We start from the raw sequence: 26,216 nt of genomic DNA, 5'->3' as shown, positions 1-26,216 counted from the left end.
AAACGCCACCCGAGGGGTGGCGTTTTTCATGGGCTGGCGACGATCAATAGTCGTCCTTGTCGAACCGCCGCGCTTCACGCTGCAACTGATAGACGAAGCTCTCGATCTTGCGCTGGGCCTGGCCGTTGAGGTTGTGGAAGCGCACCCCGGCGAAGGTGGTGTTGATGCGCTCTTCGAAGTGCAGGTGGCGCAGTTCGACCAGGGTGTCGGTCAACCCCAGTGGGGTGCCGGCCTTGAAGCGCTCATAGACCTGGCCGAGTTGCAGGCGGTCCTCGACGTTGCCGTCGAAGCGCAGTTTGCAGCCGGTTGCCGAGATATCCAGCAGTTTGCCGCGCAACGCGCCATTGCCCTTGAGGTGGGTGCCGTCGAGGGTCACGTCGACCAGTTGCGACAGCTTCAGCGCGGCGCGGAAGGCATTGCGGCGTTGGTGATAGGTCACTTCCTCGGGCAGCGGGCCACGGTAGCAGCGGTGGCCGTCGATCTCGGTGATGGTCAGCGGTATGTTGCTTTCCCAGGCGATGCGCACGCCGTCGTGGAAGCCTTCGACGCGGAAGGGTTCGCCGCTCTCGATGTACTTCTCGCCGTCGCGAGGGATCATCTCATCCAGTGCCAGGACACCGCTTTCCCGGTCGACATGCACCACATAGCTCTGGAACCGCTGGCTGCGCTCATGGAAGCTGATGATCAGTGGGTCGTGGCTATCCAGCAGCTGGCGCAAGTTGGCCGCGATCTCCAAAGGGGTGGTCAGCACCTTTGGGGGCTGGGGAGCATCGGATTCATTGAACACGGGTTATCAATCTCCAGGCAAAACGGCACACGCAAGTTACGGCATTTTGCCAGTATGTTCCGTGCCTTGAAACAAATAATCAAACCTGGCTGATTGCCCGGGGCTTGTCCATGGGCGATGTGGCGCCACGGCTGTCATAGAGCGACGGGGAGTCGCCGCCCATGAGGATTCTGATCTGATTGGTCGTGGCGTGTTGCTGCGCCTGGATGATCCGCCCATTGGTCTCGTTGACCTGCTGGCAGTTGTCCATCAGTTGGGTCAGCACATCGAGCTGCTGCATGATGATCTCGCCATTGGGCGACAGCTCGGCGACGGCTTTCACGCCTGCACGGTCGGCGCTGAGGCCGAGCCCAGTGAGCAGGTTGTTGCGCCGCAGCCCCTGCTGCTCAAGCAGGACGATCAGGGATTGCTTGCGGGCAAGGATCTGCTCCAGCTTGGCCATGTCCCGACCGTGCAGGGCCACTGCCTCCTTTTGTAGAAGGTCGAGCAGTTCCTGCGTCGGTGCTAAATCGTCTTCGATCAGTTGCAGCAGAGTGATGTCGTGCATGGCTAACTCTTGGCGTGGTGCGTCCTTGAAGTCAGCGCGCCTGGTGGTTAGCGCTGAGCTTCGAAATCAAGCAGTTTGCTAGCGACCCGGTCGGCATCGACCTTGTAGCTGCCGTCTGCGATGGCCTGTTTCAACTCGGCCACACGGGCACTGTTGACGGTGGGCTGATCGCGCAGCTTGTCGCTGATCTTCTGCAATTGCTGGGCCTCTGGGCTCAGATGTACTGTTTCTCCGCTGGCACCGGTGTGCTTGGGCGCTTCGTTGGCCTCGCCGGCTTTAGCGGCGTTGCCGGACGCGGTGTTGCCGCGAACGCCGCCCGTGACGGACGGAGAGTTATTCAAACGACTGAAGTCGATGACCATGATCAAAACCCCTGGGAATTAGGACGCATGCCTTGTTTTCGACCAAACCGAAAAAAACTTTAGGCACGAATGCAACACGGCCTGAAGCTGGCTTGCGTATCCCGATATCTGACAGAGTTTAGGGGCCGAGGTTGCACACCGCCACCCCTCTGTCGAAATCCTGACGCAGGGTAGGTTACATGGCGACCTCGACTTGCCCGGCACCGGTTACCCGGGCCTTGATCACCCGTTTGGAATTGAGGTTGCGCACGCGGATCTGCGCTTGCATCCCGCCCTTGTCGAGGGCTTCGCCCGGCATGCGCACACTCAGGTTGCCACTGCGGGCGATGATCACTACGTGGTCGCCTTTGCGCACCACTTCGGCCTGTTCCAGGTGCTGTTGGGTCAAAACCTGGTCAAGTACCGTGGGGCGCAGCAGTTTCATGCCCACGGCCTGCTCCAGCAGGGTCAGGTAGCCGGGGCCCAGGGTGCCTACATCGCGCTCGCGCAGGGCCACATCGCTTTCATCGATGATGCTTTCGCGTTTCAGTGGCCGGGTCATTACCACGACATCGCGCAGCAGGCGCACCTGGGCGGGCACGAATACGGTCCAGGGCGCGGCACCGTCGCAACGCACCCTCACTGTTACCCGGCCCAGCGGGGTCGAGCCTTCCAGTGAGGCATCCAACTGTTGGCTGCACAGCGGCATGCGCAGGCGCGGGTCAAGCTTGTTGACTTCGATCTCGTAGCGGCCCTGAGTCTGGGTGGTTGCCAGATAATCTTCGACGGTGAATTCAAGAAAGCCTTGAGTGACACCGATAAGCTGTTCAGGCAAGGTAAAAGAGTCCGCCAGCGTACGCGCGCCGGGTGCTACCAGGCACAGCACAGCCAGGGGGCCGGTCAGCAGGCGCGTCAGTCGTCGGAAAAATGTCGTTTTCGTATGCATGACGCTCAAAAAAGCAAAGCCCGTGCCGACTTGCTGCACAGGGTAATCGTTGAAGGAGTCCGGCATGGCTGGAGTGATGGATTCGGTCAACCAGCGTACACAGCTGGTGGGGCAGAATCGCCTGGAGCTGCTGTTGTTTCGCCTCAATGGCGACCAGCTCTACGGCATCAATGTTTTCAAGGTCCGGGAAGTGCTGCAGTGCCCCGACCTGACGCTGCTGCCTAAATCCCATCCGGTGGTGCGCGGCGTGGCCAACATACGCGGGGCGACGATCCCGATCCTCGACCTGTCGATGGCGACCGGTCTGCCAGGGCTGAAGGAAGAAACACGCAAGAGTTTCGTCATCATCACCGAGTACAACACCAAGACCCAGGGCTTCCTGGTGCACTCGGTCGAGCGCATCGTCAACATGAACTGGGAAGAGATCCATCCGCCACCCAAGGGTACCGGGCGCGATCACTACCTGACTGCCGTGACCCGCGTCGACAACCGCATGGTCGAGATCATCGATGTGGAGAAGGTGCTGGCCGAGGTGGCGCCATCTTCCGAGTCGGTGTCGGAAGGTGTGATCGATGCCGAGGTACAGGACAAGGCGGTGATGCTGCGGGTATTGACCGTCGATGATTCGTCGGTGGCGCGCAAGCAGGTGAGTCGATGCCTGCAGACCGTGGGTGTCGAGGTGGTGGCGCTCAACGATGGTCGCCAGGCCCTGGATTACCTGCGCAAGCTGGTGGATGAGGGCAAGCGTCCGGAGGAGGAGTTCCTCATGATGATCTCGGATATTGAAATGCCGGAAATGGACGGCTATACCCTCACGGCGGAGATCCGCAGCGATCCGCGCATGCAAAAACTGCACATCTGCCTGCATACTTCGTTGTCCGGGGTATTCAACCAGGCGATGGTCAAGAAGGTCGGTGCCGATGACTTCCTGGCCAAGTTCAGGCCGGATGACCTCGCCCAGCGCGTGGTCGATCGGATCAAGGCGAGTCATTGAAACGGCCGGGGTTCGCCCCCGGCGCTAGCGATTTAAGAAGAGGCGGCAGCATTGTCTACGGGTAATTTGGATTTCGAACAGTTCCGGGTATTCCTGGAGAAAGCCTGTGGCATCCTGCTGGGCGAGAATAAGCAGTACCTGGTCTCCAGCCGTCTCAACAAGCTGATGGAGCAACAGGGCATCAAGTCGCTGGGCGAGCTGGTGCAGCGCATCCAGACCCAGCCACGCGGTGGCTTGCGCGAGCAGGTGGTCGATGCCATGACCACCAACGAGACGCTGTGGTTTCGCGATACCTACCCGTTCGAGGTGCTCAAGAACAAGGTGATTCCGGAGTTCATCAAGAACAACCCGGGCCAGCGCCTGCGCATCTGGTCGGCGGCCTGTTCATCGGGGCAGGAGCCATACTCGCTGTCGATGGCCATCGACGAGTTCGAGCGGACCAACCTGGGTCAGTTGAAGATGGGCGCGCAGATCGTTGCCACCGACCTGTCCGGTGCCATGCTCAACAACTGCAAGACCGGTGAGTACGACAGCCTGGCCATTGCCCGTGGCCTGTCGCAGGAGCGCCTGCAGCGCTACTTCGACACCAAGGGGCCGGGGCGCTGGGCGATCAAGCCGCCGATCCGCAGTCGCGTCGAGTTCCGTTCCTACAACCTGCTCGACAGCTATGCGCCGCTGGGCAAGTTCGACATCGTGTTCTGCCGCAACGTGCTGATCTACTTCTCGGCCCAGGTCAAGAAGGACATCCTCATGCGTATTCACGCCACGCTCAAGCCCGGGGGGTACCTGTTCCTCGGGGCGTCCGAGGCGCTCAACGGGCTGCCGGACCACTACCAGATGGTCCAGTGCAGCCCGGGGATCATCTACCAGGCCAAATGAGGCTCGACAAAAAGGCCGGTATCGCGAGATACCGGCCTTTTTTTGTGCGTTCTGGCCGAATTCGGCGATACCGCTGACTTTGAGCACAGCGGTGGACGGGGCGGTGCTGGCTGCCAGCCACATGCCCAGTGCCGAGTTGTCGGCTACCCGCAGGTTGCCGTCGAGGGTGGCGTGGAGGCTCTGCAGGCTGAATGTGGTCGGCGGCTCGCTGCGGTCGCCGACGTCGAGCCAGCCGTTGTTCGCCAGGCGGATGCTGTTGCTGCCGCGCCCGCCGTGGGCAATCCCGTAGGCGCTGTCACCTTCGACTTCGATGTTGGCCAGGCCAAGGAGGTCGCCTTGGATCATGCTGCCTTTGCGCATGATCAGCTCGACAGGGCGATTGCTGCCGGTGGCATTGATGGCGACGTTGCCCCAGATCTCGCCGCTGTTGAAGATGTTCAGGTCGCCGTTGGCCTTCTGCCAGGGCGGCACGCCAGTGCCATCATGGGTGGTGTTGCCAATGCGGATGGCAGTGTCGGCCGCTACGATCCTGCCACTGTTGTCGATGTGGCGCCCCAGGCTGTCGAAGATGCTCGCGCCATCCAGCACGATGCCTTGCGCGCCTTGGTAGCCGGCGAAGATCTGTCCCTGGTTGTCGATGCCGGCCAGCACCGCCGGTCGGTTGCTGGCGTCCGTGGTGGCGTGGATGGCGATGGCGCGCGGGACGCGGATGCTACCCGATTGGTGGCCAATTGACGTGTTTGTTTTGACGTCAATTTTTTGGTTTGCCGCTTTTGCCGCCTGCCGATTGCCGCCTGGGTAGCTCAAGGCGGAAGCACATTGCCGCTTTTCTGGCATAAGGCGCGGCCTGAAACAGGCAAAACCCCCGTACTCATGGGGTTCAAGATGGTTGGCACAGGGCTTGCTAAAGCCATAGCAAACGAACTCTGGTCACCTTCAAAGGTCCCCGACATGAGCATCAGCTTCGACAAGGCGCTTGGCATTCACGAAAAGGCACTGGGCTTTCGCGCTCAGCGTGCCGAAGTGCTGGCCAACAACATCGCCAACGCCGACACGCCCAACTACAAGGCGCGTGACATGGACTTCTCGTCCGTGCTCGCTGCCGAGTCCGACAAGCAGCAGAAGGGACGCATCGCCCTGGAGCGTACCGACAGCCGTCATATCGAGGCCGAAGGCCTGGCCATGATGGACGATACGCTGAAGTACCGCACGCCGATGCAGCCGTCGATCGACCAGAACACCGTGGACGCGCACCTGGAACAATCGAACTACGCGGAAAACGCCGTTGGCTTCCAGGCCAGCTTCACCCTGCTCAACAGTAAATTCAAAGGGCTGGTATCGGCCCTGCGTGGAGAGTGACCATGTCTCTTGCCAGTGTCTTCAATATTGCCGGTAGCGGCATGAGCGCGCAGAACACGCGTCTGAACACCGTTGCGTCGAACATCGCCAACGCCGAGACCGTGTCGTCGAGCATCGACCAGACCTACCGTGCGCGCCACCCGGTATTCGCCACCACCTTCCAGCAGGCCCAGGCCGGCGCCGGCCAATCGCTGTTCGAAGATCAGGGCCAGGCCGGGCAGGGGGTCGAGGTCAAGGGCATCATCGAGGATCAGAGTAATCTCGAAGCCCGCTACGAGCCAAGCCACCCGGCGGCGAACAAGGATGGCTATGTCTACTACCCGAACGTCAACGTAGTTGAGGAGATGGCTGACATGATCTCTGCCAGCCGCGCGTTCCAGACCAACGCCGAACTGATGAATACCGCCAAGACCATGATGCAGAAAGTACTGACCCTGGGTCAGTGATAAGGAATCCGGACCATGGCAGTGACCAACACCAACAATGGCGTGAACCTGAACGACGTACTCAACGCGTCCGGGGTCAGCACTGGTACCAAGAAAACCACCACCGAGCCCGTCGACAAGAACGCGCTGGGCAAGGATGCGTTCCTCAAGCTGCTGGTTACCCAGATGCAGCACCAGAACCCGCTGGATCCGCAGGATAACGGCGAATTCATTGCGCAGCTGGCCCAGTTCAGCAGCCTGGAAGGTATCCAGACCCTGAACGGCTCGGTCAACAATATCATTGGCGGCATAGCGTCGAGTCAGGCGCTGCAGGCCACCACGCTGGTGGGGCGCTCGGTGATCCTGGATACCGACAAGGCGATGGTCGACACCACCGCCAGCTTCACCGGTCAAGTTGTCGTGCCGCAGAACATCACCGACGGCAAGGTCGAGATCAAGGACAAGGACGGCAAGGTGGTCAAGACCATCAGCCTGGGCGAGCAGGCCAAAGGCACCGCCGACTTCATCTGGGACGGCACCAACGAGAAGGGTGAGAAGGTCGACCCTGGCCAGTACACCTTCACCGCCACCACGACGGTCGATGGCAAGGCGCAGACCATGTACACGCTTTTGCCGGCCAAGATCACCAGTGTCAGCTTCCAGGGCGGTAGCGAGATGATGCTCACCGTGGCAGGCGGCCAGAAGATCGGCGTCTCGAAAGTACAATCTATTGGAATCTAAGGCCGCTAGATCGGCAGAAGGAGTGAATGCATGTCTTTCAATATCGGCCTTAGCGGTCTTTACGCAGCCAACAAGCAACTGGACGTTACCGGCAACAACATTGCCAACGTCAACACCGTCGGCTTCAAGTCGTCGCGTGCCGAGTTCGCCGACGTTTATGCAGGCTCCAACCGCCTGGGCGTGGGCAAGAACCAGATCGGCAACGGCGTGCGCCTGGCCTCGGTTTCCCAGCAGTTCGGCCAGGGTGATGTCAACAACACCGGTAACGTGCTGGACATGGGTATCCAGGGGCAGGGTTACTTCGTGCTGTCCGACAACGGCTCGATGACCTACACCCGGGCAGGTGCGTTCCAGACCAACAAGGATGGCTATGTGGTCACCTCCGATGGCCTGAACCTGCGCGGTTACAGCACCGATGAGAACGGCAAGATCGTCAAGGGTGTGCTGACCGACCTGCGGATCGACACTTCGGCGCTGGCGCCGAAGGCCACCACGCTGATCGAGCAGGGCATCAACCTGAACTCCTCGGCCCCCGATATTCCGCTGGAAATCGATGATGGTTCCGGCACGATGATCCCGAACAAGCCGTTCAACCCGACCGATCAGAGCACCTACACCAAATCGTTCCCTACCAAGGTCTATGACAGCCAGGGTAACGAGCACGTCATGGAGCAGTTCTACCGCAAGACAGGTCAGAATGAATGGACCATGTACACCCTGGTCCAGGGCCGAAACCCGCTCGATCCGTCCAGCACCCAGCCGTTGACCGCCACCATGTCGTTCAATCCCGATGGTTCGGTGAAGTCCATGGCGGCCCAGAACGATGGGAGCACGCCTCCAGTACCTGGCGTGCCGGCGGGCGATTGGAGCGTGGTCAACAACACCTTCACCCTGAAGAACTGGATTCCTGCCGCCAAGGATGCGGCGGGCAATTGGGCGCCCAATGGTTCCCAGGGTAATGCTGACGGCATGCAGCTTTCGATGAAGAGCACCACGTCCTACAACACTGAAACTGCTCGTATGTCGCAGTCCCAGGACGGCTACGCCACCGGTATCCTGTCGAGCCTGTCGATCGACTCCTCCGGCGTGATGTTTGCCAGCTTCAGTAACCAGCAGTCCCGCGCCATTGGCCAGGTGGCAATCGCCAGCTTCGCCAACGAGCAGGGCCTGCAGCAGACGGGCGGCACCCGCTGGAAGGAAACCTTCTCCTCGGGCATTCCGGGTATCGACGCGCCGAAAACCGGTACGCTGGGCGAGATCGAGTCCAACTCGCTGGAAGCCTCCAACGTCAACCTGACCCAGGAGCTGGTGGAGCTGATCAAGGCCCAGAGCTACTACCAGGCCAACGCCAAGACCATCTCCACCGAAAGCACCATCATGCAGACCATCATCCAGATGACCTGATGGTCGCTGGCTGATCGCTTGTCAACGAACCCCTTTGCAAGAAGGGGTTCGTCGTTTTCAAGGAGAGTCCCCATGAAAAAGCTGCTGGCTGCTGCTGTCGCGGCGTTCTGCCTGCTACAGGCACAGGCCGCGATGGCCCCTTGGTGGCGTTGGGAAAGTCAGGCCGACGGGCGTCTGGTGTGTTCGCAATGGTCACCCGGTGATGGTTGGAAGCGCTTTGCCGGACCGTTCGACAATGCCGCTTGCAGATCCCTTTGATGCAGGGCAAAAAATGATGGTTTGAGGCCATCAATTGGCGGATTTCCTTCAGGTATTATCCGTGCCACCTCACTCGTTCGAGTGTCTGGCAAGCGTCTTGTTCCAAGGATCGGAGCTCGTGAAAAGCACTAAGGATACTGGTGCCAACGTGCTGCCGGCAGCGCTTGGCGTGGCCTTGAAAAAAGGTTCTTCACGGATTGCCGGGAAAGTCATACTTGATCTTCATGAAAAAGAATTCGCTGTCCCGGTAGCCGTAAGCCATCCGCTTGATCACCTTGATCCGGTTGTTTATGCCTTCCAACTGCCCGGTGTGCATGGGCCATCGCACCCTGCTCAGGATGCCGCGCCAGTATCCCTTCAGCCGTCTAGCAAACTGCTTCAGCGCCGGTATTTCGCTTTCAGCAGCCAAGCGCAGCCACTGTTTCCAGGCTGATCGCCACCCCCAAGCGGTGGTAGGCGACCACAGGGCTTTGAGCTCTGCCTTCATCAAGTAAACTGTCATCAGCGATTGGTTGGCCGCCAGCAGATCCTGCAGATGTACCTGCTGATCTTCTCGCTTGAGGTTCTCTGGATTGCGCAGCGGCAGCCACCGCGCTTGCTTGATCACCTTGCGCGCGGGTTTGTCCTGGCGCAGGCGGTTGGCCTCATCGACCCGTACCCGGTCAATCACCTCTCGCCCATACTTGGCGACCACATGAAACAGGTCATAGACAACGCGTGCCCTAGGGCAATGTTGGCGCACCTCCAAGTCAAATGCGGTGTTCATGTCCATTGCCACTGCTTCGATCCGTGCACAGCCCTCCGGCCCCAGCTCCTCGAAAAAGGGCCTGACAGCGGCTCGGCTACGCCCTTCGCCAATCCACAGCACCCGGCGAGTGTCGGCATCCAACACCACGCTGGCGTAGCGATGCCCTTTGAACAGAGCGAACTCATCCATCACCAAGCGTCTGGGCTGGGCCCTCGGCAGCTTCTCCAGTGCGGCCTGTAGCGCCCGCCGCTCCAGCAAACGCACGCTGTCCCAATGCAAACCAAACAGCTCCGCGACGTGCAAGGTGGGCAGTCTTTGGCAAGCCTGGATCACGGCTTCGGACAAACGCCTGGTCATCCGCGAATAGCGGTCAAGCCAGCGGACTGACTCCATTCGCTTGCCACATGCGCTACACCCAACGCGTCGCAGCTCGACATTCAATCGCACCGCCCGGCCAAGAATGGGCAGGTCACGGATTGAGCGCTGACAGTATTCGTGGATGGCGGTGCTGGGCTGATGACAGCCGCTGCAGGTGGGGAATCTGGTGGGCTGCGGAATCAGGTCGATCAACAGGTCGTTGCCGTCATGCCGGATCGCGGTGACAGAAAAGCCCTCCCAAAAGGGCAGAAACGTATTAATATCGTGCACAAGAACGCCGGTTTGTAGATGTGTTTGCTCGCACGAACATCATCCATCAAACCGGCGTTCTTGTTTCTGTCTTTCCTGGGATTCCGTGAAGAACCTGAAAAAAGGCCTGATCGGCGTGGCCCTGTTTTCGGGCTCAGTGTCATCGGTAGTAGCCAGGACGACACCGTCATCATGCAGGCGACAGGTTTGAGCAAGCGCTTTGCCGGTGGTGCCGGTAACGACGTCTACTACCTGTACAACACCGCTGGCGTGTTCGAGCAGGCTGGCGGTGGCATCGACGAAGTGCGCACGACCCTGGCCAACTACACGCTGACCAGCGAGGTGGAGAACCTGACCTTCATCGGTACCGGCAACTTCACCGGCTATGGCAATGCCAGTACCAATGTGATTGTCGGTGGTGCTGGCGATGACACCTTGTTTGGTGGCGCTGGTGCCGACCGATTCGTCGATGGGGTGGGTATCGACACCGTTTCGTATGGCGACAGCAGTTCAGGCATCCTCCTGAATCTCAAGACCGGCCAGCACGGTGGCATCGCCGAAGGCGATACCTTCGAGGGCATCGAGAAGTTCGTCGGATCATCCTTGGGTGATGTCTTCGTGGCCAACGACCAGGCTAATGACTTCAATGGCGCTGGCAGCGTCGATCTGTTGACGTTCGCGGGTGGGGGGTGGCATCACGCTCGATTCTGAACGCAACCGGCCATGACCTGTTCACCAGTATCGAGAGCTTCGAGGGCGCGGCCTTCAATGACACGTTCATCGGGACTGCCGCGAGCGAGAACTTCATCGGCGGCGCTGGGGCGGATGTGATCAATGGCGGTGCCGGGCGGGATTCGGCCTGGTACATCTCGAGCAATGCCGGCAACCTGGATTACGGTGTGATGCTCAGTAACTGGTACGCCGGCTCGAACACTATCGAGTCGTTCCAGGCCAACAACGGAGATACCTTCACCATCACCTGACAGCCAAGTGTCGCCCGTAGCGTCGAGGGCGGCCAGCCCTTGCCGCTGCCGGCTACCCGCCGCCGAGATTTTGTCTCGCGCGCGCCGGGCTTTTCAGCAAAGGCCCCGTAAACCGGGGTCTTTGCCGTTTCTATGGTAGTTGGCGCGAAACTTGCTCAACGCTTGCCACAGCCACGGCGACCGGCAATCGATCGCCCGTGCAGCGGAGGATGACTGTGGACAAGATGCTTTACGTGGCCATGACCGGCGCCAGCCAGAACGCACTGGCGCAGAAGGCCCATGCCAACAACCTGGCGAACGTTTCCACCAACGGTTTCCAGCGCGACCTGGAGCAGGCGCGCTCGATGCCGGTATTCGGTGACAGCTTTCCGGCGCGTGCTTTCGCCATGAGCGAGCGCCCGGCCACCGATTTCAGTGCCGGCCCGTTGGTTGAAACCGGTCGTGAACTGGATGTGGCGGTCACCGGTGATGGTTTCATCGCCGTGCAGGCACCCGACGGCAGCGAAGCGTATGTGCGTACCGGCAGCCTGAACATTGACGCGCTCGGCGTGCTGCGGGCCGGCAATGGCATGGCGGTCATCGGTAACGGCGGCCCTATCGCCATTCCACCAGAGCAGAAGGTCGAGGTCGGTGACGACGGCACCATCAGCATCCGCGCCATGGGCGAAGACCCGCGGGTAATGGCCGAAGTGGACCGTATCAAGCTGGTCAACCCGGACACCAAGGGCATGACCAAGGGGCTGGATGGTCTGATCCATACCGCCAGCGGCCAACCCGCAGACGCCGATGTGAATGTGCGTGTGGTGTCGGGTTTCCTCGAGGGCAGCAACGTCAATGCCGTCGGCGAGATGACTTCGATGCTGGCGCTGTCCCGTCAATTCGAACTGCACGTCAAGATGATGAGCGCGGCCAAGGAAGGCGACGAAGCCATGGCGCGTGTTTTGCAAATCGGCTAATCACATTTGAACGAGTGCCGTAAAACAGGCGCACGAGGAGAACACTAAATGCTTCCGGCTCTTTGGGTCGCTAAAACCGGCCTGTCCGCCCAGGACACCAACCTGACGGTCATCTCCAACAACCTGGCCAACGTTTCGACCACCGGCTTCAAGCGTGATCGCGCCGAGTTCCAGGACCTGCTGTACCAGATCAAGCGCCAGCCTGGCGCGCAGTCCACCCAGGACAGCGAGCTGCCTTCGGGCCTGCAGGTCGGTACCGGTGTGCGCGTGGTCGGCACTCAGAAGAACTTCCAGACTGGCGGGTTGCAGAACACCGAGAACCCGCTGGACATGGCAATCAATGGCCGCGGTTTCTTCCAGGTGCTCCAGCCTGATGGCACCGTGTCGTACACCCGTGACGGCACCTTCCACCTGAACTCCGATGGCCAGGTGGTCACCGCCAACGGTTTCGCGCTGGAACCTGCCATTGTCGTGCCGCCGGATGCCCAGACCTTCACCGTGGGCCAGGACGGCACCGTGTCGATCACCACCCAGGGCAACCCGGCTGCGCAGATCATCGGCAACATCCAGACCGCCGACTTCATCAACCCGGCCGGCCTGCAGGCCATGGGCAACAACCTGTTCCTCGAAACCGCCGCCAGCGGTGCGCCACAGGTCGGTACCCCGGGGCTGAACGGCTTCGGTCTCACGTTGCAGCAGACCCTGGAAAACTCCAACGTCAGCACGGTCGAGGAGATGGTGAACATGATCACCACCCAGCGCGCCTACGAGATGAACTCCAAGGTCATCTCCGCCGCAGACAAGATGCTGTCGTTCGTCACTCAGCAACTGTAAGCCCTGGCGGCCCAGCCACTTCGGGCCGCCGATAAACCGCACGCTGCTACAGCGCCTGCCAGAGGTAAGAGTCATGTATCGTCTGTTGTCCGTTTTCGCCCTGGGGGGGGCGGTGTTGCTGGCTGGTTGCGTCGCACCGACGCCCAAGCCCAACGACCCGTACTACGCGCCGGTTCTGCCGCGCACCCCGCTGCCGGCAGCGGCCAATAACGGCTCGATCTACCAGGCCGGTTTCGAACAAGGCTTGTATACCGACCGCAAGGCGTTCCGGGTGGGTGACATCATCACCATCACCCTCAACGAGCGTACCTCGGCGAGCAAGAACGCAGGTTCCCAGATCCAGAAGAACAGCAAGGCCAATATTGGCCTCACCTCGCTGTTCGGTACCGTGCCCAACACCAACAACCCGCTGGGCAGCGGGGACCTCAGCCTTGACGCAGGCTACAGCGGCGATCGCAGCACCAAGGGCGACAGCAAGGCCACCCAGGGCAACACGCTCACCGGTTCGATCACCGTTACCGTGGCCGAAGTGCTGCCCAACGGCATCATTGCCGTGCGTGGCGAAAAATGGATGACCCTGAACACCGGCGAAGAGCTGGTGCGCATTGCAGGCCTGGTACGTGCCGATGACATCGCCACCGACAACACCGTGCCGTCCACCCGTGTGGCCGATGCGCGCATCACCTATTCGGGCACCGGCTCCTTCGCCGATGCCAGCCAGCCCGGTTGGCTGGACCGTTTCTTCATCAGCCCGCTCTGGCCCTTTTGAGTACGGATGACCATGTTCAACGCTAGGCGGTTGATTGCCGCGACACTTCTTTTGTCCTGCGCGTTCGGCGCTCACGCCGAGCGCCTGAAAGACATCGCCAGCATTTCCGGCGTGCGTGCCAACCAGTTGATTGGCTACGGCCTGGTGGTCGGCTTGAATGGCACCGGTGACCAGACGACGCAAACGCCGTTCACCCTGCAGACGTTCAACAACATGCTGTCGCAGTTCGGCATCAAGGTGCCGCCTGGGTCTGGCAACGTGCAGCTGAAAAACGTGGCGGCGGTGTCGGTGCATGCCGACCTGCCGGCCTTCGCCAAACCTGGCCAGGTGGTCGACATTACCGTGTCGTCGATCGGTAACTCCAAGAGCCTGCGTGGCGGTAGCCTGTTGATGACCCCGTTGAAGGGGATTGATGGCAATGTCTACGCCATCGCCCAGGGCAACCTGGTTGTAGGTGGTTTCGATGCCGAGGGCCGTGACGGCTCGAAGATCACCGTCAATGTTCCGTCGGCGGGCCGCATCCCGGGTGGTGCGTCCGTCGAACGTGCCGTACCCAGCGGTTTCAACCAGGGCAACAGCCTTACCCTCAACCTCAACCGCCCAGACTTCACCACGGCCAAGCGGATCGTCGACAAGGTCAATGAGCTGCTCGGCCCTGGCGTGGCCCAGGCCCTTGATGGCGGTTCGGTACGGGTGACCGCACCCATGGATCCAAGCCAGCGCGTCGACTACCTGTCGATCCTGGAGAACCTCGAAATCGATCCGGGCCAGGCAGTGGCCAAGGTCATCATCAATTCGCGTACCGGTACCATCGTCATCGGCCAGAACGTCAAGGTTTCGCCGGCGGCCGTCACCCACGGCAGCCTGACCGTGACCATCACCGAAGACCCTATCGTCAGCCAGCCGGGGCCATTCTCCAATGGCCAGACTGCGGTCGTGCCGCGTTCGCGGGTCAATGCCCAGCAGGAAGCCAAGCCGATGTTCAAGTTCGGCCCCGGTACCACGCTGGATGAAATCGTCCGTGCAGTGAATCAGGTGGGTGCGGCGCCAGGCGACCTGATGGCGATCCTCGAAGCCTTGAAGCAGGCCGGCGCATTGCAAGCCGACCTGATCGTGATCTAAGGGGGCGTCTGATGAATCCAAAAACTCAGGTGTCCAGCCAGATCGACAGCGGCGCCTACACCGACCTCAATCGCCTGAGCGCGCTCAAGCATGGTGATCGGGATAGCGAGGGCAATGTTCGCAAGGTAGCCCAGGAATTCGAGTCGATGTTCATCAGCGAGCTGCTCAAGGCATCGCGCAAGGCCACCGATGTCATGGCCGATGAAGACAGCCCGATGAACAGCGACACGGTCAAGCAGTACCGAGACATGTACGACCAGCAGCTGGCTGTGAGCATGTCCCGCGAGGGTGGCGGTATTGGCCTGCAGGACGTGCTGGTGCGCCAGTTGTCCAAGAACAAGGCCGCTTCTGTGAACACCAGCCCGTTCCCACGTATCGAAGGGCGTGCCCCAGCGTTGTGGGCGTCGAAAGTCGCCGCGCCAGTGCATGCCGAGGCAGGCGCGGGTGTGCGCAATGACGTGGCGGCGCTCAACTCGCGGCGCCTGGCACTGCCGGGCAAGCTCACCGATCGCCTGCTGGCCGGTATCGTGCCGTCTGCCGGCAGCCCGGCCACAGCGACCAACACGGCGGCGTTGCCGCGCCGTGGCGACATCCCGGTCGGTGGCGTTGCAACTGGCGACTGGGAGCCGGCCAGGGCGTTCGCGGCCCCGAGCGGCAACCTGCAGATTCTCGGGCGCGCTGTGGCTCAGCCCCCGCTGGCACCGAAAAAGGCTTTCGCCGACAGCGACGCCTTCGTCGAGACCATGCTGCCGATGGCCGAACAGGCTGCCAAGCGCATTGGCATCGACCCGCGCTACCTGGTGGCGCAGGCAGCGCTGGAAACCGGCTGGGGCAAATCGGTCATGCGTAATGCCGATGGCAGCAGCAGCCACAACCTGTTTGGCATCAAGGCTACTGGCAGTTGGCAGGGTGGTGAGGCGCGTGCGATCACCAGCGAGTTCCGCAATGGTGCGTTCGTCAAGGAGACGGCTGCGTTCCGTTCCTACGACAGCTATCAGGAAAGTTTTCACGACCTGGTAACTTTGCTGCAGAGCAATTCACGCTATCAAGATGCCGTGAGCGCCGCCGATAAACCAGAACAGTTTGTGCGAGAGCTGCAAAAGGCCGGTTACGCCACCGACCCCAATTACGCCAGCAAGATCTCGCAGATCGCCAAGCAGATGAAGTCGCAGCAGAGCTACGCAATGCTCGGTACCAGTACACAACTTTAAGGGCAGGGAACCATGGCGAGTTTGATCAATATCGGTATGTCGGGGCTGGGTGCCGCCCAGTCCGGGATGTACGTCCTGGGTAACAACATCGCCAACGCCGATGTTGAAAGTTACTCTCGCCAACAAATGGTGCAAAAGACCAAGGGTGCCCAGCAGGTTGGCCAGGTATTCATGGGGACCGGCACCACCCTGGCCGATGTGCGACGGGTGTACAACGCCTTCATCGAGAACCAGTTGCGTACCACCACGTCGCTCTCCAGTGACGCCAACACTTATCTTAATCAGATCGGCCCGCTCAACACTGCCCTGTCGGGCGCCGACACCGGTATCACTGCCGCACTCAAAAGCTTCTTCAGCGCCATGCAGGATGCTTCTGCCAAGCCCACCGAAGATGCCTCGCGCCAGTTGCTGCTGACCAGCGCACAATCACTTGCCAAGCGTTTCAATACGCTGTCGGCGCAGTTCACCCAGCAGAACGCCAACATCAACGGCAGTCTGGGGTCGATGGCCGAACAGGTGAACAACATCACCAAGACCATCGCCGACCTCAACCAGCAGATCGCCAAGCTCGGTGTTGTCAATGGTCAGCCCAATGACTTGCTTGACCAGCGTGATGGCGCGGTGCGCGAGCTGAACAAGCTTGTCGGCGTGGACGTGGTGGAGCGCGAAGGCAGCTACGACATCTATCTGAAAAATGGCCAGTCCCTGGTGCTGGGCAACTCCACCCAGACGCTGGGTGTGGAACCCGCCCCGACCGACCCGACGCGCATGAACCTGGTGCTCAACCGCGGTTCGACCAAAATGGACATCACCGACAACACTACCGGTGGCGAAATCGGTGGCTTGTTGCGCTACCGCAAGGACACCCTCGACCCTGCGCTCAACGAGCTGGGCCGTGTGGCGCTGGTGGTCGCCGATGCGATCAACAGCCAGCTGGCCCAGGGTATCGACAAGAATGGCCAGTTCGGTGCGACCCTCTTTGGCGATATCAACAGCGCAGCGGCCGTTGCCGGTCGCAGCATCCCCAAGCTGGGCAACAGTGCCGGCTCCGGCAACCTCGATGTGCACATCAAGGACAGCGGCAAGCTCACCACCAACGACTATCAAGTCGTATTCACCAGCGCCACCGAGTATTCCGTGCGCCGGCTGCCCGATAATTCCGAGATGGGTACCTTCGATATCACGGCCGACCCACCTCCTGTGATCGACGGTTTCACGCTCAACCTCAATGGTGGCACCCCGGTTGCCGGCGACAGCTTCAAGATCACCCCGACCCGCAACGCGGCGGCCAGCATGGAAACCGTGCTGACCGACCCGAGCCGCCTGGCCATGGCCAGCCCGCTGAACGCCACCAGCGGTTCGGGCAACAAGGGGACCGGGCAGATCTCCCAGCCCACCTTGACGTCCAAGCTGGATATCTACGACGCCAAGCAACGCTCGGACATGCAGACGGGGCTGAAGTATTCGACCCCGGTCAAGCTGGTGTTTGGCGACGATTCCGTATCGCCTCAGGCGTACACCATGTACGACTCCAAAGGTAACCCGCTTGGCAGCGGTACGGTCATCCCTGGCCAGGAAAACAAGCTGCAGCTGTCTGTGCCAATGGTCGATGGCAACGGCAACCCGATCAATGACGCCAGTGGCGCTCAAATGAACTTCTCGTTCGAGATGAGCATATCCGGTGCGCCCAAGAATGGTGACAACTACACCGTATCGCTGACCAAGGCCGGTTCTGCAGACAACCGCAATGCACAGTCGGTGATCGACCTGCAAACCAAACCCACGGTCAATACCGGCGATGGCAGCAAGGGCATCAGCTTCACCGATGCCTACGCCAAGCTGGTATCCAATGTCGGCGGCAAGACCAACCAGGCATCGATGGACAGCGACGCCACCAACGCGCTGCATGGCTCCGCGCTGACCAGCCGCAACTCCAGCTCGGGGGTGTCGGTGGATGAAGAGGTCGGCAACCTGGTCAAGTTCCAGCAGTACTACACCGCGTCGTCGCAGATCATCAAGGCGGCACAGGAAACCTTCGCAACCTTGATCAACAGCCTTTAAGGAGCCGTAGGCCATGCGCATCTCCACTCCGCAGTTCTACTCCAGCAGCAGCGCCAACTACGAGCGTACTTTTGGCAATCTCAACAAGACCCAGCAAGAAGCCAGCGACTTCATCCGCGTGCGCACCGCCGCCGATGATCCGGTTGGCTATGCGCGTCTGTTGCAGCTCGAACAGCAGCAGAACATGCTCGACCAGTTCAAGGGCAACATCACCAACGTGCGCAACGCGCTGGGCTCCAGCGAAAGCGCGCTCAATGCCATTGGCGCGGTGCTGCAGCGGGTCAACGAGCTGGCCATGAGTTCCGGCAACGGCAAGTTCACCGACGCTGATCGCAAGGCCAACGCCGAAGAACTGGCATCGCTGGAAGACCAACTTTTCTCGCTGATGAACAGCAGAGATGAGAACGGTAAGTACCTGTTCTCGGGTTCCAAGGGCGACACCCAGCCCTATGTGCGCAACTCTGATGGCACCTACAGCTATCAAGGCGACCAGAGCAATCTCATGCTGCAAGTGGGTGACATGCTCAGCCTGGCGGCCAACGAGACTGGCTACAGCGCCTTCGAGCAAGCGCTCAATACCAGCCGCAGCGAAACCAGGCAGACTGCCCCGCTGCCCAATGACGGCCGTGTCAGCCTGTCCAACGGCCAGGTGTCCGGTAGCGCAACCTACAACGACCGTTTCCGCAGCGGCGAGCCCTACAGCATCGAGTTCACCAGCAGTACCGAGTTCAAGATCCTCGACGCTGCTGGCAACGATGTCACCCTGGAAGCCAGCCAAGGGGGCAAGTTCGACCCTAAAGGGGAGAACAGCAGCATCAGTTTCCGCGGTGTGGATCTGCGCTTGAAGATCGATTTCAAGCCGGGGGATGAAGCCAACCCGGACGCAGCCATCGCTGGCCATACCTTCAGCCTCAGCTCCAAGGCCGACTCGATCTCCGGTAGCCGGAGTCCGGGCAACACGTCGTCGTCGCAGGTCACCGATGCCAAGATCACCGACCCGACCGCCTACAAGGCCGCGTTCCCGGGTGGTGGTGCCGTGCTCAAGTTTACCAGCGCTACCGACTTTGAACTGTACGCCGCGCCAATGACTGCCGACAGTCGCCCGGTTTCCTCGGGGACCCTCAGCGGGACCACGGCCACCGCAGCCGGTGTGAGCTTCGAGCTGTCCGGCCCGCCGAGTGCAGGTGATTCGTTCGGCATCAAGGTGGATACCCACCAGAACCAGAACGTCCTCAATACCATCAGCCAGTTGCGCACTGCGCTGAACACGCCGCAGGACAATGACCCGGCTGCGCGCCAAGCCTTCCTGGCCTCGTTGGACTCTGCGATAGGTAATATCGCCAGTGCCACCAACCAGGTGTCGTCCTCCATTTCGGCGATCGGTGGTCGCGGTCAGGCCCTTGATGTACAGGCTGAAACCAACGAGGCGCTGGGTATCGAGAACACCAAGACCCAGGGCTCGATCCGCGACAGCGACATCGGTGAAGTGATGATGCGTCTGGAGATGCAGAAGAACCAGCTGACAGCTTCGATGCAGTCTTTTGCCAAGATTTCCAGCCTGTCTCTGGTCAACTACATCTGATCGCTATGCCACAAGGCGGCTTGCTTTTGCTGCCGCCTTGCTCTCTGCCTGGCGCGATGCCGGGCAACGGGCCGGTCCAGGCCCGTGCCCTGGCCTTGCGGACCTGCCTGGCAATTCGAACCATCGCTTGAGTGACTTTCTGTGAACGCACAACCCCTCGTCAGTATCGCCATCCCAGCGTTCAACCCCGACTTCTTCCGCACCACGCTGAACAGCGCGTTGACCCAAGATTATCCCAATCTGGAAATCGTGGTCTGCGATGACAGTGCTGGAGGTGAAATCGAGGCGATCTGCCAGGAGCTGGGTGAGGGTTCGAGTAAGCCCCTGCATTACGTGCGCAACCCTCGCAGGCTTGGATTTGCCTGCAACCTGATGGCGTGTCTGGAGCGCTCGTCTGGAGACTTCATCAAGTTCCTTTGCGATGACGATACGTTGCTTGGGTATTGCATCAGCTTGCAGGTCAAGGCAATGGAAGGCCGGCCGGGGGTCAGCATGGTTACGGGCCAGCGGCTGATCTGCGCCGCAGACGATGTGCTCCTGCCATCGCGCCCGCTCAACTTCATCATCTCGCCCGAAAGCGCGGTACTCAAAGGGACTGACCTGCTCGACAGCATCGCCGATAACGTCCCCAACCTGTTTGGTGGTATCAGCCATGCGTTGTTTCGCAGGGCACAGGTCGAGGAGTACCTGCCTACGCTGGTGCAGGATGGCCAAGGCTTCGTAGCGCGCCTTGATCTGGCACTTTTCAGCTGCCTGCTGCGCCGTGGCGATTTGTGCAGCCTTGAGCAGATTCTCAGCCTTGAGCGCGTTTACCCCGGGCGCCTGAGTCATCAGTCCACCATCATCGAGGCGGCCAAGGTCGAAACCGAGTGGCTGCGCCAGATGCTTGCGGCCCGTACAGGCGAGGCGGCGCCCTCTGCAGGTTGGGTGCGTTACCTTCCGCTGGCCTCTTATGCGGGAGGGGAGGGGCAGACGTGGGAAGAGGTGGACATGCGAGCCGCTTTTTCCAAGCAGATGGCCAACTACAACCAGCAAGTCGGTACTTACAGCCTTGATTTCACCGAGCTGTATGAGCAGTGGCTCGCGCACCGTGAGCTGTCGCCTGGCCAGGTGCGCTTGCTGCCCAAGCGTCTGGAGCAATGGCCTGCCATGCCGCGTATCGTTGTCGTCGTGTCGTGCAGCGAGGGCGAAGAGGACGCATTGCGTACCACTTTGGATAGCCTGGCAGTGCAGTCCTATGCGGCGAGTCGCATCCTGGTGGTCGCTGCTGCGGATGTCGAAGGGCTGGCGACAGAAGTGCAGTTCATCCGACCGCGTGGGCATGGGTTTGCCGAGCTTGAGCAATGGCTTGACGCTAACGATCAGGCAGAGTGGGTCTACCTGCTGCGTGCCGGTGATCGACTGCATCCTCACGCGCTGGTGATCATGGCTGAGCGTATGGCGCTGCGTGCCGAATGTGCCTGCTTGTACAGCGACGAAGGTAGCCATGATGGTCTGGCGCCTTCCCACCCGATCCTGAAGCCTGATTTCAACCTCGACCTGATGCGTAGCCTGCCCTATGTGGGGCGGATGTTGGCCTTCAGATGTTCGACGTTGCGTGCCTTGGGTGGTTTTGATGAGCGTTTCGCCGCACTTGCGCCACATGACCTGTTGTGGCGTGTGGTCGAGCAGCAGGGGCTGCAGGCCGTGGAGCACATTGCCGAGGTGCTGGTTCATTGCAAGCACACTTACGCCGACTGGCTGGGTGATGAACAGTGGCGAGAGCAGGCTGTCGGTGTGGTGCAGGCGCATCTGCAGCGCCTTGGGGTCGGGGCACAGGTGGACGCAATCGCGGGGGGTATGGTGTCCCGTGTCACCTACCAGCACGACCATGCTGCGAGCGTATCTATCCTGATCCATGTCGGGGCGTCGCTGCCGCTGTTGACCCGTTGCGTCGAGTCGCTGCTGGCCAATACCGCCTATGGTAGCTTCGAAGTGTTGCTGGTGGCGGACGAGCAGACGCCGGTTGATGTGCTTGCCTGGCTGTCGGCAATGGCTGGCATGGGTAGCGATCAGTTGCGTGTGGTTCAGGTGGCCGGCCACGGCCGGGCATCCGGCCTGAACCTTGCCAGCCAGCAGGCGCGCGGCGACTATCTGTTGTTGCTCGACAGCGACTGCGTGTTGTTCGACCGGCAATGGCTGCAGGAGTTGATGCAGCACGCCCAGCGTCCGGAAGTCGGCGTGGTAGGCCCCAAGCTCTTTTCCAATGATGGCAACGTTGTTTCTGCGGGCCTCGTGCTGGGACTCAACGGCCTGGTCGGCAGTGCGTTCGTTGGCTGTGGGGTGAATGCCGACAGCTACATGAACCGCTTGGGCATGGTCCAGAACTGGAGCGCCTTGAGCCTCGATTGCCTGGTTGTGCGCAGTGAACTGTTTGCCGAGTTGGGCGGCCTGGATACGGCAGCCTTGCAGGCGTCCCTGTTCGATGCAGACCTGTGCCTGAGAGCACGTGAAAAGGGGTATCTGGTTGTCTGGACACCATTTTCCAGGGTGGTCAAGTTCCCGTCGGCGGTGCCGGACGCGCAAGTGGCGCAACCCGGATCTTGCGATGGTGACGTCTTTTTTGACCGCTGGTTGCCCTGGATTGCCTGGGACCCGGCCTACAACCGGAACTTGAGCCTGAAGCTTGCGAACTTCAACTTCGAGCCTGGGTTGCGCGCAGGGTGGGACCCGTTCATGGCCCGTGCCATGCCTTCGGTGCTTGGGTTGCCGAGCAATACCTCGGCCATTGGTCACTATCGCGTGGTTCAGCCGTTCACAGAGCTGGAACAACGCGGCTGGATTCAGGGGCGTATCAACTACAGCACGCCTGGCCTGATCGAGCTGGAGCGGGAGAAGCCTGATGTGCTTATCCTGCAATGTCGCTACATGCCGCACAGTATCAGGGAGTTGAGCCAGCTCAAGCGTTACTCGAATGCCCGGCGCATCTACGAACTCGATGACTATGTGATCGAGCCATCGCAGAAGAACGACCATGTGCGCAACTTGCCGACCAACATCCGCGAGCTGGTCAGCGAGGGCGTAGGCTTGTGCGATCGGGTCGTGGTGTCCACCGAGCCGTTGGCCGATGCGCTTTCGAGCATGCACCATGACATCAGGATCGTTCCCAACATGCTCTCGGCTTCCTTGTGGACGGGCCTGGCCAGCGAGCGCCAGACCAGCGCCAGGCCGCGTGTCGGTTGGGCCGGCGGAACCAGTCATCGCGGTGACCTCGAGTTGCTGCTGGAGGTCATCAAGACCCTGGCCAATGAAGTGGACTGGGTGTTCTTTGGTATGTGTCCGGAAATGCTGCGGCCCTACATCAAGGAGTTTCACCCGGGGATTTCGTTCGCCGAATACCCGCGCAAACTGGCCAGCCTGAATCTTGATCTCGCGCTGGCGCCGCTTGAGCAGAATCTGTTCAACGACTGCAAGAGCAACCTTCGCCTGCTGGAGTACGGTGCTTGCGGTTTCCCGGTGATCTGCACCGACACCAAAGCCTATGCGGGCTACCTGCCGTGTACGCGGGTGAAAGACAACAGTACGGCGCAGTGGCTGGAGGCGATTCGCATGCACCTCGCCGATCCGCAGGCCAGCTATCGACAGGGTGATGCCCTGCGTGAGGTGGTGCTGCGAGACTACTTATTGACATCGCACCACCTGCAGCATTGGGCCAATGCCTGGTTGGCGGACTGAGTCTGGTAGCAGCCCGATACCCGGGCTGCAAAACGAAATTTTTGAAGAGGGCGCTATGGCCGAAATCACAACCGCACCATGCACCGAGGTGACTGTCATACTGCTGGGGCAGGGGCTGGCGGACTACCGGGCCCGTGCGCGCCATCATTACCAGCGGGCCGGTGTCCCGTGCCTGGCGCTCGACGCGTTGCAGCATTACCGCGAGCACCTTGTGCGGTTGCTGCAACAGGTCACTACGCCCTACGTGGTGCTCACCCATGAGGCTGACTTCGCGCTGCCGCCGGCCTTGCAGCGTGCTGCCACTTGCCTGGGCGAGCAACCCCAGGTTTGTGCAGCTCAGGGCCATGCCCTGGGTTTCGATGTGGGTAATGCCCAACTGACCTACCACAAGCTGGGTGGTGCGATGCCTGCGCGGGAAGGTGAGGGAGGGCTGACCCGCCTGCGCCAGTATGGCCTTGCCGGCCGTCAGGCGTGGCGTGCAGTCACGCGCCTGCCAGCCCTGCAGGCTGCCCTGATGCAGGCGCCGGCTGATGCCGATCTGGCTGATTTTTGCCTTGGGTTGTCTTATGCGATCCTCGCTCAGGGAGAGGTTGCTGCCCTCGAGCAGACCGATGTGCTGTGCGCAATGCAGACTGAGGGTCGCGAGCAGGTGCAGCGCGAGGAGCGCCTGAACCGGGCGCTGTTCGACCTGCGCCAGCGGGATGCCCAAGGGGAGGCGTTGTGCGTTGGCGACGCGGAGTTCGCCGTGCTCCATCGCTTTGTTCGTGAGACTTACGACCAGGGTGACGCACCTTTGCTGTTCACCTCCACCTGGACCAGCGTGATCGATGACCCGGAGCGGCTTTTCGAGCCCCGCCAGTACGTCGAGATGCCTTACTACAACAGCGCCCTGTTCACTCAGCTGGTGGCGCTGGAGTTTCTTTGCCATGCGTTGCCGGCAGGCAAGGCGCAGCATGCGGCGCTGGAAGGGAGTTGGGTGCGTCAGCGGGACCTGGTGCAAGTACATCCTAATGACACGCCTGCAAGCCTTCAGTTACGTTACATGCAGGCGTTGGCGCTCGGCTTGTTCGATCCGCAGCTCTGCCACAAGCTCGTGGAATCGATGGGGGCAGAGCACGATAGTGATCAGGTCCGCGAAATGCGCAATTGGCTGGAGCGCTTGCAGCAGGTGTCGGGTATCGACCTTCAGCCGCGGCTGCAGGCCACCGCTTCCGGGCAGTTGCTGGCAAGCCTGGCGCAGGCGACACCGGACACTGCAGCACGCGAGCAGGTGCTGAAGTACCTGTCCGCTCACCCCGCAGGGCAGATTGCGTTCGTGGTGCTGGACCTGAAGAACGACGACGCGGCGTTGCAAGCCACCTTCGACAGTCTCCTGGCCAGCGGTATCCGTGACTTCAAACTGGTAGTGCTCAAGGGGGGCAAGCCTCCGGTCATCACTACGGCGCGCGACACCTTGCACTTCGTTCAGGTCAACGACGGTAACTGGTTGGCGCACCTGAACCAGGTGGTACGCCAGTTGCCGAGCGAATGGCTGATGCTCCTGCAGGCCGGCGACGAACTGCAGGCCGGTGGGTTGCTGCACTTGCTGGTGGAGTTGGCCGAGTCGCCTGCCTGTCAGGCGATCTGTGCCAATGAGGTACAGCGAGACGAGGAGGGGCGGTTGCACGCGGTGGTGCGCCCCGGTGCGGATCTGAACCTGTTGCGCAGCCAGCCTGGCCTGATGTCCCGGCACTGGTTGCTGCGCCGCCAGGCAGTCATCGAGCTGGGAGGTTACAGTGAGGCTCACCAGCAGGCACTGGAGTTCGACCTGTTGCTGCGTCTTGTCGAGTCGCACGGCGTTGGCTGCATGGCGCACCTGGATGACTATCTGGTTGTCGCGCAGCAGGCCTCGGCGGCGTTGATGCAGGCATCCCAAGGGGCGCTCAATCGTCATCTCGCCCAGTTGGGCTATCGTGCCCAGTTGAGCGAGCAGCAAGGCGAAGGGCAGCGTATCGATTTCCGACATGCGGCAACGCCGATGGTGAGCATTCTGCTCGCCAGCACAGGTGATCATGCCCAGCTCGACGCATGCCTGACCAGCGTGCTGCAGCGTACGCGATACCCTCGTTACGAAGTGCTGGTGGTATGCGCTGAAGAGGAAGTGGGTGCCTTGCAGCACCTGGGTGGACGTGTCCAGGTGCTGGTGGGCGAGCCTGGCGTGTCGCGCAATGCCTGGCTGAACCAGGCGGCGGAGCAGGCGCGGGGCGAGTACCTGGTGCTGCTCTCGGCGCAATGCCAGGTAATCGCGCCTGCCTGGATCGAAGGGTTGCTCAATGAAGCGCAGCGCCCCGAGGTGGGGGTAACCGGGGCGGCCTTGTATGCGCCCGATGGCACCCTGGCACATGGCGGATACGCCCTTCTGGAAGGTCCGCAGGTGGTAGCGCCATGGCAGGGGCTGTCGGCAGAGGAGTGCCGCATTGCCCGTTGGCCAGAGGCCGTGCGTGGTTGTGCGGCCGTCTCGGCAGATTGCCTGATGGTGCGTCAGGATGTCTTCGCCCATTGTGGCGGCCTGCAGATGGCGGAGGGGGCGGACCTTGATCTGTGCCTTGCAGCCGCGCAAGCCGGGCAACTTGTGGTGTGGACGCCTCAGGCGCAGTTGCAGGTGAGCGCGCAGCCGGTGCTGGGCGAGCGCCTGGCGCTTGACCTGCAGACTCGTTGGCCGTCGGCGTTCAGCGGCCGCAGCCTGCAGGCCCCCGCCATGGCCTGGCTCGAGCAGGCCCGCCAAGCTCGGTAAGTCAGGCGATTTATTGACGGGTTGCGGCGCCAGTCGTCGCAACCCTGCTTTGCCCCCCCTTTCCCTTCCGCATGCGTCATGCCTTGCCGTGCGGTCCGCACTTCCCGCCCATCGCCCAAATGAGCCAAAAACACTGGCGTAACCGAGCGCTTGCG

At 61.1% G+C, this 26,216-nt stretch carries 24 protein-coding genes; 19 read left to right on the top strand and 5 right to left on the bottom strand.

Going from position 1 to position 26,216, the window contains the following annotated elements; translation table 11 throughout:
* Positions 1-43: 43 nt before the first annotated feature.
* The 4 genes from ACZ9C1_RS11290 to flgA form a co-directional block, all read right to left on the bottom strand.
* On the bottom strand, positions 44-787 hold the full coding sequence (locus ACZ9C1_RS11290) for a flagellar brake protein (protein ID WP_102683074.1): 744 nt from the start codon (positions 785-787) through the stop codon (positions 44-46).
* Between the two features lie 79 nt (positions 788-866).
* Complete coding sequence (locus ACZ9C1_RS11285) at positions 867-1,334, bottom strand: flagella synthesis protein FlgN (protein ID WP_102683073.1); 468 nt, start codon at positions 1,332-1,334, stop codon at positions 867-869.
* Positions 1,335-1,381: 47 nt separating this feature from the next.
* Positions 1,382-1,696 carry a flagellar biosynthesis anti-sigma factor FlgM gene (gene flgM, locus ACZ9C1_RS11280; RefSeq protein ID WP_046854639.1) on the bottom strand — a complete coding sequence of 105 codons (315 nt, stop codon included), beginning with the start codon at positions 1,694-1,696 and terminating at the stop codon, positions 1,382-1,384.
* 175 nt (positions 1,697-1,871) lie between these two features.
* Positions 1,872-2,621, bottom strand: coding sequence for a flagellar basal body P-ring formation chaperone FlgA (flgA, locus tag ACZ9C1_RS11275; protein ID WP_102683105.1), 750 nt, complete (start codon positions 2,619-2,621; stop codon positions 1,872-1,874).
* 64 nt (positions 2,622-2,685) lie between these two features.
* Here flgA and ACZ9C1_RS11270 point away from each other — a divergent pair, with 64 nt between their 5' ends.
* From ACZ9C1_RS11270 to ACZ9C1_RS11235, 8 genes are all read left to right on the top strand, one after another.
* A complete protein-coding gene (locus ACZ9C1_RS11270) occupies positions 2,686-3,615 on the top strand; it encodes a chemotaxis protein CheV (protein WP_046854640.1) in 930 nt (309 codons plus the stop codon).
* Positions 3,616-3,666: 51 nt separating this feature from the next.
* On the top strand, positions 3,667-4,494 hold the full coding sequence (gene cheR / locus ACZ9C1_RS11265) for a protein-glutamate O-methyltransferase CheR (protein ID WP_046854641.1): 828 nt from the start codon (positions 3,667-3,669) through the stop codon (positions 4,492-4,494).
* A 171-nt stretch (positions 4,495-4,665) separates the two neighbouring features.
* A complete protein-coding gene (locus ACZ9C1_RS11260; RefSeq protein ID WP_476253984.1) occupies positions 4,666-5,229 on the top strand; it encodes a hypothetical protein in 564 nt (187 codons plus the stop codon).
* Positions 5,230-5,445: 216 nt separating this feature from the next.
* Positions 5,446-5,853, top strand: coding sequence for a flagellar basal body rod protein FlgB (flgB, locus tag ACZ9C1_RS11255; RefSeq protein WP_046854642.1), 408 nt, complete (start codon positions 5,446-5,448; stop codon positions 5,851-5,853).
* Between the two features lie 2 nt (positions 5,854-5,855).
* Positions 5,856-6,299 (top strand): flagellar basal body rod protein FlgC, encoded by a 444-nt coding sequence (gene flgC / locus ACZ9C1_RS11250; protein WP_046854643.1) that lies wholly within the window; start codon positions 5,856-5,858, stop codon positions 6,297-6,299.
* Positions 6,300-6,314: 15 nt separating this feature from the next.
* Entirely contained in the window at positions 6,315-7,019 is a 705-nt protein-coding gene (locus ACZ9C1_RS11245; RefSeq protein ID WP_139673359.1) for a flagellar hook assembly protein FlgD, read from the top strand.
* Positions 7,020-7,049: 30 nt separating this feature from the next.
* Complete coding sequence (gene flgE, locus ACZ9C1_RS11240; protein WP_102683070.1) at positions 7,050-8,423, top strand: flagellar hook protein FlgE; 1,374 nt, start codon at positions 7,050-7,052, stop codon at positions 8,421-8,423.
* Between the two features lie 72 nt (positions 8,424-8,495).
* Positions 8,496-8,681 (top strand): hypothetical protein, encoded by a 186-nt coding sequence (locus ACZ9C1_RS11235; RefSeq protein WP_102683069.1) that lies wholly within the window; start codon positions 8,496-8,498, stop codon positions 8,679-8,681.
* Positions 8,682-8,871: 190 nt separating this feature from the next.
* On the opposite strand, the gene ACZ9C1_RS11230 is transcribed toward ACZ9C1_RS11235, so the two are convergent.
* A complete protein-coding gene (locus ACZ9C1_RS11230) occupies positions 8,872-10,077 on the bottom strand; it encodes an ISL3 family transposase (RefSeq protein ID WP_476253983.1) in 1,206 nt (401 codons plus the stop codon).
* Between the two features lie 171 nt (positions 10,078-10,248).
* Here ACZ9C1_RS11230 and ACZ9C1_RS11225 point away from each other — a divergent pair, with 171 nt between their 5' ends.
* From ACZ9C1_RS11225 to ACZ9C1_RS11175, 11 genes are all read left to right on the top strand, one after another.
* Positions 10,249-10,767, top strand: a complete 519-nt coding sequence (locus ACZ9C1_RS11225; protein WP_277505278.1) for a calcium-binding protein — start codon at positions 10,249-10,251, stop codon at positions 10,765-10,767.
* The gene (locus tag ACZ9C1_RS11220) at positions 10,746-11,039 is read left to right on the top strand and encodes a calcium-binding protein (RefSeq protein ID WP_277505276.1); all 294 of its coding nucleotides are present in this window, start codon (positions 10,746-10,748) and stop codon (positions 11,037-11,039) included. Before ACZ9C1_RS11225 ends, ACZ9C1_RS11220 begins: the two co-directional genes overlap by 22 nt.
* 215 nt (positions 11,040-11,254) lie before the next feature.
* On the top strand, positions 11,255-11,995 hold the full coding sequence (gene flgF / locus ACZ9C1_RS11215; protein ID WP_046854648.1) for a flagellar basal-body rod protein FlgF: 741 nt from the start codon (positions 11,255-11,257) through the stop codon (positions 11,993-11,995).
* 48 nt (positions 11,996-12,043) lie between these two features.
* Positions 12,044-12,829, top strand: coding sequence for a flagellar basal-body rod protein FlgG (flgG, locus tag ACZ9C1_RS11210; protein ID WP_046854649.1), 786 nt, complete (start codon positions 12,044-12,046; stop codon positions 12,827-12,829).
* A gap of 73 nt (positions 12,830-12,902) precedes the next feature.
* Positions 12,903-13,598 carry a flagellar basal body L-ring protein FlgH gene (gene flgH, locus ACZ9C1_RS11205; protein ID WP_046854650.1) on the top strand — a complete coding sequence of 232 codons (696 nt, stop codon included), beginning with the start codon at positions 12,903-12,905 and terminating at the stop codon, positions 13,596-13,598.
* A gap of 12 nt (positions 13,599-13,610) precedes the next feature.
* Positions 13,611-14,720 carry a flagellar basal body P-ring protein FlgI gene (locus ACZ9C1_RS11200; protein ID WP_046857711.1) on the top strand — a complete coding sequence of 370 codons (1,110 nt, stop codon included), beginning with the start codon at positions 13,611-13,613 and terminating at the stop codon, positions 14,718-14,720.
* An 11-nt stretch (positions 14,721-14,731) separates the two neighbouring features.
* Positions 14,732-15,931 carry a flagellar assembly peptidoglycan hydrolase FlgJ gene (flgJ, locus tag ACZ9C1_RS11195; protein ID WP_198755353.1) on the top strand — a complete coding sequence of 400 codons (1,200 nt, stop codon included), beginning with the start codon at positions 14,732-14,734 and terminating at the stop codon, positions 15,929-15,931.
* A gap of 12 nt (positions 15,932-15,943) precedes the next feature.
* On the top strand, positions 15,944-17,992 hold the full coding sequence (flgK, locus tag ACZ9C1_RS11190) for a flagellar hook-associated protein FlgK (protein ID WP_476253982.1): 2,049 nt from the start codon (positions 15,944-15,946) through the stop codon (positions 17,990-17,992).
* Between the two features lie 13 nt (positions 17,993-18,005).
* Entirely contained in the window at positions 18,006-19,574 is a 1,569-nt protein-coding gene (locus tag ACZ9C1_RS11185) for a flagellar hook-associated protein 3 (RefSeq protein ID WP_476253981.1), read from the top strand.
* Positions 19,575-19,715: 141 nt separating this feature from the next.
* The gene (locus ACZ9C1_RS11180) at positions 19,716-23,288 is read left to right on the top strand and encodes a glycosyltransferase (protein WP_457378513.1); all 3,573 of its coding nucleotides are present in this window, start codon (positions 19,716-19,718) and stop codon (positions 23,286-23,288) included.
* A gap of 55 nt (positions 23,289-23,343) precedes the next feature.
* Complete coding sequence (locus tag ACZ9C1_RS11175) at positions 23,344-26,061, top strand: glycosyltransferase (protein WP_476253980.1); 2,718 nt, start codon at positions 23,344-23,346, stop codon at positions 26,059-26,061.
* The last annotated feature ends 155 nt before the right edge of the window (positions 26,062-26,216 follow it).

The organism is Pseudomonas sp. TE21435 (assembly GCF_056279265.1).
The sequence above is the reverse complement of the archived record's forward strand: the minus strand, read 5'-3'. Positions and strand labels throughout refer to the sequence as shown.

Excerpts from the sequence above, each read along its gene's own strand:
- flgK (WP_476253982.1), top strand. The coding sequence starts at position 15,944 with ATGGCGAGTTTGATCAATATCGGTATGTCGGGGCTGGGTGCCGCCCAG.
- flgB (WP_046854642.1), top strand. The coding sequence starts at position 5,446 with ATGAGCATCAGCTTCGACAAGGCGCTTGGCATTCACGAAAAGGCACTG.
- flgE (WP_102683070.1), top strand. The coding sequence starts at position 7,050 with ATGTCTTTCAATATCGGCCTTAGCGGTCTTTACGCAGCCAACAAGCAA.
- ACZ9C1_RS11225 (WP_277505278.1), top strand. The coding sequence starts at position 10,249 with ATGCAGGCGACAGGTTTGAGCAAGCGCTTTGCCGGTGGTGCCGGTAAC.
- flgM (WP_046854639.1), bottom strand. The coding sequence starts at position 1,696 with ATGGTCATCGACTTCAGTCGTTTGAATAACTCTCCGTCCGTCACGGGC.
- flgJ (WP_198755353.1), top strand. The coding sequence starts at position 14,732 with ATGAATCCAAAAACTCAGGTGTCCAGCCAGATCGACAGCGGCGCCTAC.
- ACZ9C1_RS11285 (WP_102683073.1), bottom strand. The coding sequence starts at position 1,334 with ATGCACGACATCACTCTGCTGCAACTGATCGAAGACGATTTAGCACCG.
- ACZ9C1_RS11270 (WP_046854640.1), top strand. The coding sequence starts at position 2,686 with ATGGCTGGAGTGATGGATTCGGTCAACCAGCGTACACAGCTGGTGGGG.
- flgA (WP_102683105.1), bottom strand. The coding sequence starts at position 2,621 with ATGCATACGAAAACGACATTTTTCCGACGACTGACGCGCCTGCTGACC.
- ACZ9C1_RS11200 (WP_046857711.1), top strand. The coding sequence starts at position 13,611 with ATGTTCAACGCTAGGCGGTTGATTGCCGCGACACTTCTTTTGTCCTGC.
- ACZ9C1_RS11235 (WP_102683069.1), top strand. The coding sequence starts at position 8,496 with ATGAAAAAGCTGCTGGCTGCTGCTGTCGCGGCGTTCTGCCTGCTACAG.
- flgH (WP_046854650.1), top strand. The coding sequence starts at position 12,903 with ATGTATCGTCTGTTGTCCGTTTTCGCCCTGGGGGGGGCGGTGTTGCTG.
- flgG (WP_046854649.1), top strand. The coding sequence starts at position 12,044 with ATGCTTCCGGCTCTTTGGGTCGCTAAAACCGGCCTGTCCGCCCAGGAC.
- ACZ9C1_RS11175 (WP_476253980.1), top strand. The coding sequence starts at position 23,344 with ATGGCCGAAATCACAACCGCACCATGCACCGAGGTGACTGTCATACTG.
- ACZ9C1_RS11185 (WP_476253981.1), top strand. The coding sequence starts at position 18,006 with ATGCGCATCTCCACTCCGCAGTTCTACTCCAGCAGCAGCGCCAACTAC.
- flgC (WP_046854643.1), top strand. The coding sequence starts at position 5,856 with ATGTCTCTTGCCAGTGTCTTCAATATTGCCGGTAGCGGCATGAGCGCG.
- ACZ9C1_RS11245 (WP_139673359.1), top strand. The coding sequence starts at position 6,315 with ATGGCAGTGACCAACACCAACAATGGCGTGAACCTGAACGACGTACTC.